This window comes from Nocardia sp. NPDC004278 (assembly GCF_053602975.1).
Genome location: NZ_JBSGEQ010000001.1, coordinates 440145 through 453242, shown reverse-complemented (window position 1 = coordinate 453242; position 13098 = coordinate 440145). Strand labels below are relative to the sequence as shown.

Below are 13098 nucleotides of genomic sequence, written 5' to 3'. Positions count from 1 at the left end.
CGAGCAGCGCCCGCCAGCGCGGAAGCTTCGACTTCTTCTCACGAATCCCCGTCGCGCACCACGCAGCGGAACCCGAGATGGCAGGTGGCGGTGTCCTCGGCCTGGCCTTGCCGGGCGGCAGGCCGGTAGCGCAGACAGTAGTTGGCCGCACACAGAAAGGAACCACCCTTGATGACACGACGCGGAAAGCGTTGGGCCGCTTCGGATTCAGGCGTGTCCACGCGCGGATTGCGCGGCGCACAGCAGGATGGGCCCGGGTGCTGTGCGCGGAAGTAGTCCACGGTCCACTCCCACACATTGCCGGTCATGTCATAGAGACCGTGACCATTGGGCGAGTAGGTGCCGACCACCGTGGTGCCCGGTCTCGGTGTCTGTCCTCGGCCGGGGAAGAACTGCCACGGGAAGGCGCCCACCCAGATATTGGCCATGCGCCTGCCCGTGGGTTCGAACTCGTCACCCCAGGCAAAGGTGGCCCCGTCCAGCCCGCCCCGGGCGGCATACTCCCACTCGGCCTCGGTCGGTAGTTGTTTGCCCGCCCACGACGCGTAGGCCGCGGCATCCTCGTAGGCGATCTGGGTGACCGGATGGCGATCGAGTCCATCCAACGTCCCGACGGGCCCGCGCGGGTGCCGCCAATTCGCCCCCGGCGCATACCACCACCAGCGCCGCCAATCGTCCAACGGCACCGGATGCCCGCTGGGCCGGAACACCAGCCCACCGGGTACCAGATTCTGCGGCTCCGCATCCGGATAATCCTCGGCCGCCAGCGGACGTTCGGCGACCGTGACATATCCGGTCTGCTTCACGAAGCGCCGGAACGCAGCATTGGTCACCGGATGCGGATCGATCCAGAACGAATCGACCCACACCCGATGCACCGGCCGCTCCTCGGGGAAGAACTCCGCTGACCCCATCGCGAAGTCGCCACCCGATATCCGGACCATGCCACGCCGCCCATCCGCGCGGCTCGCAGTAGCCATGGACACCTCGCCTCAGTCGCGCGAAAATGCCGCGGCCGCCGCCATTTCCAGATCCTCATACGGCTTTCCGGACACATCCGCAAGCACCTGGTGCATGGTTCCGCCGGTGAACGGGAACGGCGAGTGGTAGCGCGCGGAAACCGACTGACCGCTGTCGCGGCCGACACGGACTCCTTCCCCCACACCGGAGAAGGTGATGGGCTGGGTCCGCATGTCATCGAGTGAGCCCACCGCGCTGTCGTCGATGTACAAGATGGCCTCACCGGTGGGCGTGAAGTTATCGGACCGGGTGCCGTGCCGTTCGTACCGAACCCCGAGGATGTGGTCGCCGAGCGGTACCGGACGGTCGGAGACGATGATCTGCTCTTCGTCGCCGAGGAAGTTGTAGATGTAGTACAAGCGCCCGTCCTGCAGGAACAGCGTGTGCCCACCGAGACGCCCGCCATGGGCGAAGAGCACTCCCTGTGCGTCGGGACTGGTGATCGTCGTCTCGGCGAGCAGCGCGAACGAACGCCCATGGATCTCCAGCGCCGCACCAGGTCCCACCTCGGCGCTGCCCGGATAGTAGACGAAATTGTCCCTATCGGTGGCGTAGGTCGGACGGTAGCGGGTCAAGGCGGAGATGATGTCGAGGTCATTGAGCGGCATGCCGTTGTACTTCGCGGCCTCGGAGAACCACAGCGCCTTCATCTCCTCCAGCCTCTCCGGATGAGCGTCGGCCAGGTCGTGCATCTGACTGCGATCCTGCTCGATATGGAACAGTTCCCAACGGTCCTTGTCGAAATGCCCCCAGCCGGACGGACAGGCCGCATGAACGGTGTCGGCGAACCATCCGCGATGCCAGATGCCGCGCGTGCCCAGCATCGAATAGAACTGCGTGTGCTTGCCGACATCGGCATTCGCGTCATCGAGCAGCGCCCGGAAACTCACGCCCTCCAAGGGACGCTGCGCCACATGCCTCACGGTATCCGGGGGAGTGATGCCGAGCAGTTCGTAGACAGTGGGGGTGATATCGCAGACATTGAGGTACTGGTGGCGCACCTCCCCGCGCGCCGCCATCCCGGCGGGCCAGCACATGATGCACGGGTCGGCGATACCGCCTTCGTGCGAGGCATACCGCTTGTACAGCTTGTACGGGGTGTTGAAGGCCATCGCCCAACCGATGCTGTAGTGGTTGTAGGTGGTCGGTGAACCCAGCGCGTCGAGCTTCACCAAACTGTCCTCGATGGTGTCGATGTAGCCGTTGAAGAACTTCATCTCGTTCACCGAACCGTTCGGACCGCCCTCGCCGCTGGCGCCGTTGTCGGAGAAGGTGACGATGATGGTGTTGTCCAGCTGGCCGCTTTCCTCGAGGTAATCCAGCAATCGGCCGATCTGCGCATCGGTGTAGGACAGGAATCCGGCGAACACCTCCGCCTGCCGCCGGAACAGCCGCTTCTCATCCTCCGACAGCGAATCCCACGCGCGCACCGTGTCCTGCGTCGGCCACGGCTTGCCATCCGCACTGGTGGCCGTCGAATACGGGTTCATCGGCGACAATTCGGTGTTCTCCGGTACCAGACCCATGCGCTTCTGGTTCTCCAGGACGATCTCGCGATACTTCTCATAGCCCATGTCGAACCGGCCGCGGTACTTGTCGGCCCATTCCTGGGCGACATGGTGCGGCGCATGCCCGCACCCTGGGCACAGGTACATGAACCAGGGCTTGTTGGGGGCGATCACCTTCGCGTCGCGAATGAACTCGATCGACTTGTCGGCCAGATCCTTCGACAGGTGATATCCGTCTTCCGGTGCGTACGGCTGCGAGATCGGATGGTTGTCGTACACCAGATTCGGATACCACTGGTCGGCCTCGCCGCCGAGGAAACCATAGAACCGATCGAACCCACGTCCCAGCGGCCAATGCCGCTTCGAGGCCGCCAGATTCTCCTCCTCCAGCGGAGTCATATGCCACTTGCCGACCGCGTACGTATTCCACCCGCGCTCGGCGAGAACCTCTGAGCACAGCGCGGTTTCAGCCGGTATCCGACCACACATGCCCGGGAAGCCATCGGTGAATTCCTCGATGGTCGCCATACCGACCGAGGTCGCATTCCGACCGGTCAGCAGGGAGGCACGACTCGGTGAACACAGCGCGGTGGTGTGGAACTGGGTGAACCGGACACCAAGATCGGCGATGCGCTTCATATTCGGCATATCGACCAGACCGCCGTAGCAGTCCCACGTACCGATCCCGATGTCGTCCCACACCAGATACAGCACATTCGGCGCACCCTGCGGCGCCGCCGGCTCCGCATAAGGCCCCCAGTCGGGCACCGAATCACGAATATCGAGCGCGATATGTCCGTCGAATTTCTTGGCCATCATCCACCTCCAGCTACGAGAGCTGTTCGTTCACCGTTGTCATCCTGTCGTCCGGGTTGCGGACCTCATGCCGTGCGCACGCCGACAACTGCGGCCGTCCGGCCGGAAATGGACACTCCCACCTGCGGGGATACCGCGGCGAAGTTCAGGTGTTCGAGCCGACGCGCGATGGCCACACCACTACTGGACCAATGTTCAGAAAACCGCTGATCAGCACCTTTTGTACCCATAAAGAGTACCGACCGGAAGGGATTCCCAGAAGGAGTCGAAAGGTAGGCTCCCGGCATCACAGACCCGCCGATCGACCGACGCGTCGCCGGATACCGAAGATCCGCCCGATAACCAGAAATCAACCGATTCCGACGCAATCCAGCCAACCCCCCACAAACACCTCCTAAATCGCCACTGTGACGTTTTGAAGGTGTCGCGCGGGATGCAGGGGAGCAGAGGCCAGAGCGCCCTATGCATCAACGATTGAGCTGATTCGGCATTTATCCGTCAAAATTCGAGTTTCGCCGGAATATTTACATTGGACAGATCGTGAATCTGGCGCCGACTGCGCGAATGAAACGCACATTTCCGCACACAGCAGTCGGCAGGACGGCCCGGTGCTCAGCGAGCCGAAGCCCGAAACCTGATGCATGCCAACAACATACAAGCAGAGCCCTCCACTCCCAGCCCCTCCGCTGCAACGCCGATAATCAACATTATGTCAGCTAGGCTGGCGCCAGCCGCCGACATGGCGCCGCAGCAGCCTGCCAACCTCCCCGCGCGCCGCCATCCCCGCGGGCCAGCAAGCAGCCTGCCAATGCGCGGCGATCTTGCAGTCCACGACGCGCCTGCCGTCGCCGGCAGGACTGCGCGCGGCCAGCCAGACACCCCCCAAATATTGGACAAGCGATCACCATGCGCTGACGCAGGCAAACGCCGAGCGGCAATGCGCTTGTTGGTTCGACAGAGTCGGTATGGGTGGTGGGATCGGCTGGTTGTGGGATCGTCTCGAGGTTTTGCGAAAGCCTCCCGGTGGAGACTTGAATGAGTCATACTTCTGAATGTGTCCACGACTTCGGAATTCGAGCGGATGTTGCGTGGAGCCGCGCTACGCGTGACGGCGCCGCGGGTGGCCGTGCTGACCGCTGTGCACGAGCATCCGCACTCCGATACGGACTCGATCCTGGGCCGCGTGCGCGACACCCTCGGCGCGGTATCTCATCAGGCCGTATACGACGTGCTGCGCGCACTCACCGCCGCGGGGCTGATCCGGCGCATCCAGCCGATGGGGTCGGTCGCGCGTTACGAGACTCGGGTCGGCGATAACCACCACCACGTCGTCTGCCGATCATGCGGCGTCATCGCCGATGTCGATTGCGCTGTCGGCGAGGCACCGTGCCTGACCGCCTCGCACGACAACGGTTTCGTTCTCGATGAGGCCGAGGTCATCTACTGGGGTCTGTGCCCCGACTGCAAGACCAAGACACCACCCCTGTCCGGATCACAGCCGTGATCACAGCCCGTTTCACTCACTCCCCCGAAAGGAATTGCCGTGCCTGAGGAACATCCGCCCATCGGAGAAGCTAATACGGAACCCACCGCCGGTGGTTGCCCCGTTATGTCCGGTCGGCTCAAGTCCCCGGCCGAGGGCGGAAGCAGCAACCGTGAATGGTGGCCGAACCAGCTCAATCTCAAAATCCTGCAGAAGAATCCGGCCATAGCCAACCCCATGGGCGCGGACTTCGACTACGCCGCGGAATTCAAAACCCTCGATCTGGCTGCCGTGAAGGCCGACATCGTGGAGGTGATGACCACCTCGCAGGACTGGTGGCCCGCCGACTACGGCCACTACGGACCGTTGTTCATCCGGATGGCCTGGCATGCCGCGGGCACCTACCGCATCAACGACGGCCGCGGCGGTGCCGGTGCCGGCATGCAGCGGTTCGCGCCGCTGAACAGTTGGCCCGATAACGCCAGCCTGGACAAGGCACGTCGCCTGCTGTGGCCGGTCAAGCAAAAGTACGGCAAGAAGCTGTCCTGGGCCGACCTGATCGTCTACGCGGGCAATGTGGCCCTGGAGGACATGGGCTTCGAAACCTTCGGCTTCGGCGGTGGCCGCGTCGACCAGTGGGAGCCCGAGGAGGACGTCTACTGGGGTCCCGAGCAGACCTGGCTCGGAGACGAACGCTATACCGGCACAAGGGATCTCGAGAACCCGCTGGCCGCGGTCCAGATGGGTCTGATCTACGTGAATCCGGAAGGCCCCAACGGCAACCCGGATCCCCAGCTGGCGGCCGTCGACATCCGTGAGACGTTCCGCCGCATGGCCATGAACGATGTCGAGACCGCGGCGCTCATTGTCGGCGGCCACACCTTCGGCAAGACCCACGGCGCGGGCGACGCCGACCTCGTCGGCCCCGAGCCCGAGGCCGCGCCGCTCGAAGAGCAGGGCCTCGGCTGGAAGAGCGCCTTCGGCACCGGTGTCGGCAAGGACGCGATCACCAGTGGCCTCGAGGGCACCTGGACGCCCACCCCGACCAAGTGGGACAACAGCTTCCTCGAGACCCTGTACGGCTACGAGTGGGAGAAGACCAAGTCCCCCGCCGGTGCCTGGCAGTACATCCCCAAGGACGGCGCAGGAGCGGGCACCGTGGCCGACGCCCACGACCCGTCGAAGTCACATCCCCCGGTGATGCTGACCACGGACCTCTCGCTGCGAGTCGATCCCGTCTACGAGCAGATCACCCGCCGCTGGCTCGACCACCCCGAAGAACTCACCGAGGAATTCGCCAAGGCGTGGTACAAGCTGACCCACCGCGACATGGGACCCAAGGTCCGTTACCTCGGACCGGAGGTTCCGGAGCAGACCCTGCTGTGGCAGGACCCCGTCCCCGCCGCTGACTACGACCTCATCGGAGCGGCCGATATCGCCGCGCTGAAGAGCCAGATCCTGGCCTCGGGTCTGACTGTCGCCCAACTCGTTTCGACCACATGGGCGGCGGCCGCGTCGTTCCGCGGCAGCGATAAGCGCGGCGGCGCCAACGGCGGACGCATCCGTCTGCAGCCGCAGAGCGGGTGGGAGGCCAACAGCCCCGACGAACTCGCACAGGTGGTGCGCACCCTGGAGGGCATCCAAGAGTCCTTCAACTCCGCGCAGACCGGCAACACCCGGGTGTCGTTCGCCGATCTCGTGGTGCTCGGCGGCGCCGCGGCCATCGAGCAGGCCGCCAAGAACGCCGGATACGACGTCGAGGTGCCGTTCACACCGGGACGTACCGATGCCACCCAGGAGCAGACCGATGTGGAGTCCTTCTCCGCACTCGAGCCCACGGCCGATGGCTTCCGCAACTACCTGGGCAAGGGCAGCCGCGTCCCGGCCGAATACCTGCTCATCGACCGGGCGAACCTGCTGACCCTCAGCGCTCCGGAGCTGACGGTCCTCATTGGTGGTCTGCGCGTGCTCGGCGCGAACCACAACCAGTCGCCGCTGGGCGTGTTCACCTCGACTCCCGGGGCGTTGACCAACGACTTCTTCGTGAACCTGCTGGACATGAACACGAAGTGGGAGCCGGCCTCGTCCGACGAGGAGACCTACGAGGGTAAGGACCGCGCCACCGGTGCGGTCAAGTGGACCGGCAGCCGCGTCGACCTGGTCTTCGGGTCGAATTCGCAGCTGCGCGCACTCGCGGAGGTCTACGCGACCGACGACGCGAAGGAGAAGTTCGTCAAGGACTTCATCGCCGCATGGGTCAAGGTGTCGAACCTGGACCGGTTCGACCTGGTCTGATCCGAATGTGCCGCGCCCCGCGAACTGCCACAGTTCGCGGGGCGCGGTGCGTTTAGTCCAGGAAGCTGACTTCCTTGGTCTCCGCGACCGCAGCCGTGCGCCCGGGCGCGGCCTGGTGGCGCCAGTACAGGTTCGTGTGCGCGATGACCTGCTCCGGCACAGGCGCACCCCATTGGCTCTTGTCGAAGGTCGTATGTCCATCGCTGACAAGCGTCACGTCATAACCCCGCGCGAAGGCGCCGTGGATCGTGGACCGGATGCAGGCATCGGTCTCCGCGCCGGTCACCACCAGACGCCCGACACCGGCCTCGGCCAGCACCTGCGCCAGCTCGGTATCCTCGAACGAGTCGCCGAACCTCTTGTGCACCAACGGCTCCGATTCCGCACGCACCAGCTCCGGGACGTACTCCCACAGCGCACTGCCCGGCACCAGCTCCGCACTGGCGTGCTGGATCCACACGACCAGAACACCCTGTTCGCGCGCCCGCTCGACGAGTGTGCCGATGTTGGCGACGACCGCATCCCGCTGATACGCCTCCCCCACGACACCGTTCTGCACGTCGATCACTATCAACGCGGTGTTCGGTCGATCCGACAGCGTGCTCATGAAGATCTCCTCCTGCTGGTCGAGCGGCGCTTGCCGCCGCGATTACTCAACTACGAATCGACCGGTTGGGCCAGCCCGGCGACTAGGATCAAGGACGGGCGTCGGGAACCGCATATTTCGGTTCGGTCCGGGGACGCCCAGCAGATCGAGTGAGCCGACGATGGATACGCAGCCCGGCGCGGTACCACCGCAAAGCGGCGGCGACCGCGCAAAGGTGGCACAGACCGTGCTGGCACATGCGGTGACCGAGTTCGCGGGCGCGTGGGAGTCCGCGGCCGAACCGCCTGAACTGGCTGCTCACCTACCGGCCGAGAGTTCGTTGCGGCGGTCGGCGTTGATCGAGTTGATCAAAGTGGATCTGCACCACCGGTCGATACGCAGGCAGGCGGGTAAACGCCTCGACGAGTACCGAGCCGAATTCCCCGAACTCGACATTGCCCCACTGCCGCCGGATCTGATCTACGAGGAGATCACCGCGCGCCGCCAACTCGACCAAGATCTCGATCTCGCCGAGTACGAGCAGCGATATAGCCAGCAGATGACGCAGATCGCCGACCGGCTCGATGCCGATCACTTCCAAAGCACACTGCTCGCCGATCCGGCCGCGCAGGCCACCCTCGACACCATCAATCCCGGCGCGACCGTTGACGATTTCGACATGTTGATCCTGCTCGGCCAAGGCGCGTTCGGGCGGGTCTTCCTGGCGCGACAGCGCTCGATGCACCGGCTGGTGGCGGTCAAGATCTCCCACGACCGCGGCAGCGAAGGACAAACGCTGGCCCAACTCGATCACGAACACATCGTGCGCGTCTTCGACCAACGGCACATCGCCGAACAGCGCCTCAAGTTGATGTACATGCAGTACGTGCCGGGCGGCACCCTGCTCGGCGTACTACGGCGACTACGCCGCACCGGACCTCGAGGCAAGACCGGCAGACTACTGCTCGACGCCGTCGACGAGGCCGCGGCCAGCGCCGGGGTGCTCGAACCGCAACCATCCGAGACCCGTGCCCAGCTCACGCGGCTGAGCTGGCCGGAAACCGTTGCATGGCTGGGCAGTCGGCTCGCAGCGGCATTGGACTACGCCAACCACGCAGGCGTGCTGCATCGCGACATCAAACCCGCCAATGTTCTGCTCACCGTCGACGGACAACCCAAACTGGCCGACTTCAATATCAGCTTCAGCACACACATCCCCGGCGCGAGCCCGGCGGCCTACTTCGGTGGCTCACTGGCCTACATGTCCCCCGAACAACTCGAGGCCTGCCATCCGAACATGACCACCAACGCCGCGGACCTCGACACACGCAGCGACCTCTACGCCCTCGCCGTCGTGCTCTGGGAGCTGCTCACCGGCCGACTCCCCTTCGACGACGGACGCAGCGCGGGCGAATCGGATGCCTCGCTCGAGCGGATGATCGCACTACGCCGCCGGCCGATCGGCGATCGGCTCGCCGCCGATATCCCACCGGACTGCCCAGCGGTTCTTCAGCATGCCCTGCTCACCTGCCTCGCACCCGATCCGGCCAACCGATTCGCCACCGGTGCCGAACTCGCCAACCAGCTCGACCTCACCCTGGACCGCGCGGCGCGCGACCTCGTCGATCCGCCATCACACAGCCTCCGCGCGAAACTACAGATGCGGCCGATGCCGGTGGTAACGCTGTCCAGCGTCCTCGGGCAGTTCCTCGGCGTGCTGTACCTTTGGGCGCACAACGCCCGGCTCCTCAACAACGAACTCTCCCCCGACGACAGCGCCCGCCTTTTCCGCCTCGCGGTCCTGATCGGCGTGATCGGCTACCCCATCGGCATTGTCGTGCTGCTGTATTGGTGTCGACGGGTGTTCCTCGTGCCCTACGGACTGCGGCGCGGTAAACGCTTCGACGAGCAGACCCTCGCGCAAGCCCGCGCCGACACCCTGGCCTGTGGCGACCGCATCACGCTGGTCTCGTTCACCGGTTGGGCGTTGTCGCTGGCGATCTTCTTGCCCCAATTGCAGGCCAGCGCCGACCTCACCACGAGATTCATGGTCAATCTCATCGCATCCCTCATCGTCGCCGCCGCGGTCGCGGTCGTGTACTCCTACTTCCCCGTCACATTCTTTGTGCTGCGCTGGTACTACCCTGGTTTGCTCGGCACCGGGCAGACCTTCCCCGACGACGCCGTCCGGTTGCGACGGCTGGCCCGACGCAGCCGGATATATCTCGGCATCGCCGCATCGGTACCACTGATCGGTGTCGCGACCGGTCTGATCTGCCTCAATCCGGCGCAGCAGCAAACGGTGATCGGTCCGACCGTCATCCTCTGTACCGTCTGTCTTTTTGCCTTTGTCGCTGCGCTGCGCATCTTCTACGCACTCGAATCGGATCTGCATGCCCTGGATCGGATCGTCGATCCGCGATCCCGGCAACCCGAATAATGCAAGGTTTCACCAAGGACCTCACTAGATTTCGTGACTACTCTCGAAGCTGTTCGGAATGCCACGGGCTGCGGGGGCGCCATGAAAGAACAGCGGACACAGGTCTATGGATCGGTAGTCGAGTTCGTCGAGAACTACCTCTCCCTGGTCTACCGCCGCAAGGTGGCCGATAACGGCATGGCCTGGTGCCCCGAATGGTGGCGGCACTCCGAGGCTATCGCGCGCCTGGAAGCGCTCTGGCAATCCTGGGAACGCTATCGGCTCAACGATGAATTGGGTTTATCGCTGTGGTTCCTCGACCATGCCGATAGCCATATGAACGTGCTGCTCCACCCCAACGGACCGTTCGCCGGATGCTCCATGCACAACGGGCACACCGAACGTGTCTGGCCGCTGTCGGTGAAATCACCTCCCCCCGATACCTTTTCACCCACGGGTTAGTCGCGTTTGTTTGAAACGGCTTATGGTCAACTAACGTTCATGCGGTGCTAGGACATTCACATGCGACCAGTGGCGCGTTCGCCTGGTCGGTGGCAGCGGCGACGCTGCCCATCTCGGCGTTGGTATATCCGGTATTGCCCAGTGGGGATGCGCATCTCGGCGCAGTCGAGGTATTACTCGGCACCTTCCTGACGGCCGGGGCCGCGCTGCTGCCCGATGCCGACCATCCGAACGGCACCATCGCGCATGTGCTCGGTCCGATCTCCTATCACCTGTGCCGCCTGATCTCCTGGATCTCCGGCGGGCATCGGCACGCCACCCATTCCTTCGCCTTCGTCATCGCCGCCGCCTGCGGAACCTGGGCGGGCGAACATTGGATCGGACGCTATTTCACCCTCGGACTGGTCTTCTTCCTGCTCGCCCTTGCGGTACGGGCACTGCACCTCTGCCCCTCCGGCGACGGCATCGAAGCATGGGGCACGATCATCATCCTGGCCGCGGCAGGAACCTTCACAATGGACCACTGGATCACCGACAAGCCGTCATGGCTACCGTTCTCCGTCGGCCTCGGCGCACTCGCCCACCTCCTGGGTGATTGCCTCACCGACAAAGGCTGCCGACTCTTCTGGCCCTTCTCCCTGCGCACCAGCCTGCCGGTCATCGAGCGAACCGGCAACAAGGTCGAAACCTGGATCCTCTCCCCCTTCTTCACCCTGGCAACCCTCGCCATACTGTGGCACGTCTTCACTGTTAACCCCTAGCGGCTCACTCGTTGGAGACCGATCACCTCGGTCTCCAACGAGCCCCGCCGTAGCCTCTACTCACGGCGCCCTCCCGGATGTCTTTGCCGCTTTTGGTCTTCCGATTTGCACGATGTCCGTACCAGTGGAGCATTTCATAGATTAATTCGCATATCTAGATAATCCAATGATTACCATGGCGAGTTAAATGACCCCTTCCGACACACAGATCACCACCGACAGCTACCACAGGTCCAGCGCCCCCGCTTGCTGTTTGGTCCGCCCGTCAGCGAAACGTTCAGCACCCCAAACCTTCCCCGCGCCCCACTTCGATTTCGCAACCTCCCCAACCCCCTCCCCTCTCCCCCACACGTCGCGCCAGCCCCTCGCAATGAACAACTTTCCACCTGCGACAGCACACCCAGCACGATCAGCCGGCTAGTGCGGAATCGCCCCGAGGTTTCGCAAAACCCCGACCAGCACCTCCCCTCACAACGCAACAAACGCCCCACCTCACCCCCGCATCGAGTCGAGACTGCGCTGGTGCACATGCACTCTCGACGCTTACCTGCATGAGCGCATGGTGATCGCTTACCCAAGGGGGTTGTGCCCTCTCATCTATGCGGCGTCCGGCGCAGCCGGACGTAGTTGTCTGCGCTTTGATGAGCGCTAGCATGCGTAGATGCGCATATCTACGTATGGACATGTCTTTTGGTGGTCGGTTCGATGCGGTTGGTTGCCGATGCCGGGATAGGCTGAGCCATGGTCGCTGGATCGACAATGCAGCCGCAGCGCTGGACACCACCCACCGCCCCACCCCGCGCTCGCGAAACACGCAGCGCCACACCACTTCCCCCGATCACCCGGCTGGAACTCCCGGGCGCCGGGCCCGAGGATGTGGTGCGCACTGCGGAGGGCCGGGTTATCGCAGGGGTCGATGATGGTTCGATCTATAGCATCGACCCCGCGGACGGTGCGGCAACCCTCCTGGTGAATACCGGCGGTCGGCCGCTCGGCATGCATGCCGACACCGATGGGTCGATTCTGATCTGCGACTTCGAGCGTGGACTACTGCGCCTGGACAGCGCGGGCACACTCGATGTGCTGGTGGACGAGGTCGACGGTGAACCACTCCCCTTCGCCAGCAATGTGGTTCGCGCCGAAGATGGCACGATCTACTTCTCGTCGTCGTCGCAGCGCTTTCCCCTGCACCAGTGGCGGGGCGATCTACTGGAGCATTCCGGCACCGGCCGCCTGTTCCGCCTCGATATGTCCGGCAAACTCGAAACCCTCATCGACGGACTGCAATTCGCCAACGGGGTGGTCGTCTCCCCCGACGGTTCTTGCGTCCTCGTCGCCGAAACCGCGGCCTACCGCGTGACCCGCTACTGGCTCAGCGGCCCCAAGGCGGGCACCCACGACCTGCTGATCGAGAACCTGCCCGGCTTCCCGGACAATATGGCATTGGGCAGTGACGGCTTGGTGTGGATCACGCTGCCCTCGCCGCGAAACCCATTGCTGGACCGCCTACTCCCCCTCCCTGGCATTCTGCGCCGCATCGTCTGGGCGCTACCGGAATGGCTGCAGCCCAAGCCGCCGCGGACCGTGTGGGTGCTGGCGGTCGACTTCGACGGAGAGATCGTGCACGACCTGCAGACCGAGGGCACCGAGTACGCCCTGGTCACCGGCGTCGTCGAACACAGCGGCACCCTGTACCTCGGCAGTCTCACCGAATCCGCCGTCGCGGTGAGCCGCGTGCCGTCATAGCG

9 protein-coding genes are annotated in these 13098 nt (G+C 64.2%); 6 read left to right on the top strand and 3 right to left on the bottom strand.

Annotated elements, in window-relative coordinates:
* Positions 1–38: 38 nt before the first annotated feature.
* Both ACWEO2_RS02040 and ACWEO2_RS02035 read right to left on the bottom strand, forming a co-directional pair.
* A complete protein-coding gene (locus tag ACWEO2_RS02040) occupies positions 39–980 on the bottom strand; it encodes a formylglycine-generating enzyme family protein (RefSeq protein ID WP_452403611.1) in 942 nt (313 codons plus the stop codon).
* Between the two features lie 12 nt (positions 981–992).
* Positions 993–3344, bottom strand: coding sequence for an arylsulfatase (locus ACWEO2_RS02035; protein ID WP_452403610.1), 2352 nt, complete (start codon positions 3342–3344; stop codon positions 993–995).
* Positions 3345–4425: 1081 nt separating this feature from the next.
* Between ACWEO2_RS02035 and ACWEO2_RS02030 the strand changes: the two genes are divergently transcribed.
* Together ACWEO2_RS02030 and katG are read left to right on the top strand one after the other, a co-directional pair.
* Entirely contained in the window at positions 4426–4848 is a 423-nt protein-coding gene (locus ACWEO2_RS02030) for a Fur family transcriptional regulator (RefSeq protein ID WP_452403709.1), read from the top strand.
* 39 nt (positions 4849–4887) lie between these two features.
* Positions 4888–7122, top strand: coding sequence for a catalase/peroxidase HPI (gene katG / locus ACWEO2_RS02025; protein ID WP_452403609.1), 2235 nt, complete (start codon positions 4888–4890; stop codon positions 7120–7122).
* Between the two features lie 52 nt (positions 7123–7174).
* Here the strand turns inward: katG and ACWEO2_RS02020 are convergent, their stop codons facing one another.
* On the bottom strand, positions 7175–7729 hold the full coding sequence (locus ACWEO2_RS02020) for a cysteine hydrolase family protein (RefSeq protein ID WP_452403608.1): 555 nt from the start codon (positions 7727–7729) through the stop codon (positions 7175–7177).
* Positions 7730–7889: 160 nt separating this feature from the next.
* Between ACWEO2_RS02020 and ACWEO2_RS02015 the strand changes: the two genes are divergently transcribed.
* From ACWEO2_RS02015 to ACWEO2_RS02000, 4 genes are all read left to right on the top strand, one after another.
* Positions 7890–10148: a serine/threonine-protein kinase gene (locus ACWEO2_RS02015; RefSeq protein WP_452403607.1), complete on the top strand. Its 2259-nt coding sequence runs from the start codon at positions 7890–7892 to the stop codon at positions 10146–10148.
* Between the two features lie 81 nt (positions 10149–10229).
* Positions 10230–10589 (top strand): DUF4913 domain-containing protein, encoded by a 360-nt coding sequence (locus ACWEO2_RS02010; RefSeq protein ID WP_452403606.1) that lies wholly within the window; start codon positions 10230–10232, stop codon positions 10587–10589.
* Positions 10590–10633: 44 nt separating this feature from the next.
* Positions 10634–11350, top strand: coding sequence for a metal-dependent hydrolase (locus ACWEO2_RS02005; RefSeq protein ID WP_452403605.1), 717 nt, complete (start codon positions 10634–10636; stop codon positions 11348–11350).
* Between the two features lie 741 nt (positions 11351–12091).
* Entirely contained in the window at positions 12092–13096 is a 1005-nt protein-coding gene (locus ACWEO2_RS02000) for an SMP-30/gluconolactonase/LRE family protein (RefSeq protein WP_452403604.1), read from the top strand.
* Positions 13097–13098: the final 2 nt, after the last annotated feature.

Excerpts from the sequence above, each read along its gene's own strand:
- ACWEO2_RS02040 (WP_452403611.1), bottom strand. The coding sequence starts at position 980 with ATGGCTACTGCGAGCCGCGCGGATGGGCGGCGTGGCATGGTCCGGATA.
- ACWEO2_RS02035 (WP_452403610.1), bottom strand. The coding sequence starts at position 3,344 with ATGGCCAAGAAATTCGACGGACATATCGCGCTCGATATTCGTGATTCG.
- ACWEO2_RS02030 (WP_452403709.1), top strand. The coding sequence starts at position 4,426 with ATGTTGCGTGGAGCCGCGCTACGCGTGACGGCGCCGCGGGTGGCCGTG.
- ACWEO2_RS02020 (WP_452403608.1), bottom strand. The coding sequence starts at position 7,729 with ATGAGCACGCTGTCGGATCGACCGAACACCGCGTTGATAGTGATCGAC.
- ACWEO2_RS02015 (WP_452403607.1), top strand. The coding sequence starts at position 7,890 with ATGGATACGCAGCCCGGCGCGGTACCACCGCAAAGCGGCGGCGACCGC.
- ACWEO2_RS02010 (WP_452403606.1), top strand. The coding sequence starts at position 10,230 with ATGAAAGAACAGCGGACACAGGTCTATGGATCGGTAGTCGAGTTCGTC.
- ACWEO2_RS02000 (WP_452403604.1), top strand. The coding sequence starts at position 12,092 with ATGGTCGCTGGATCGACAATGCAGCCGCAGCGCTGGACACCACCCACC.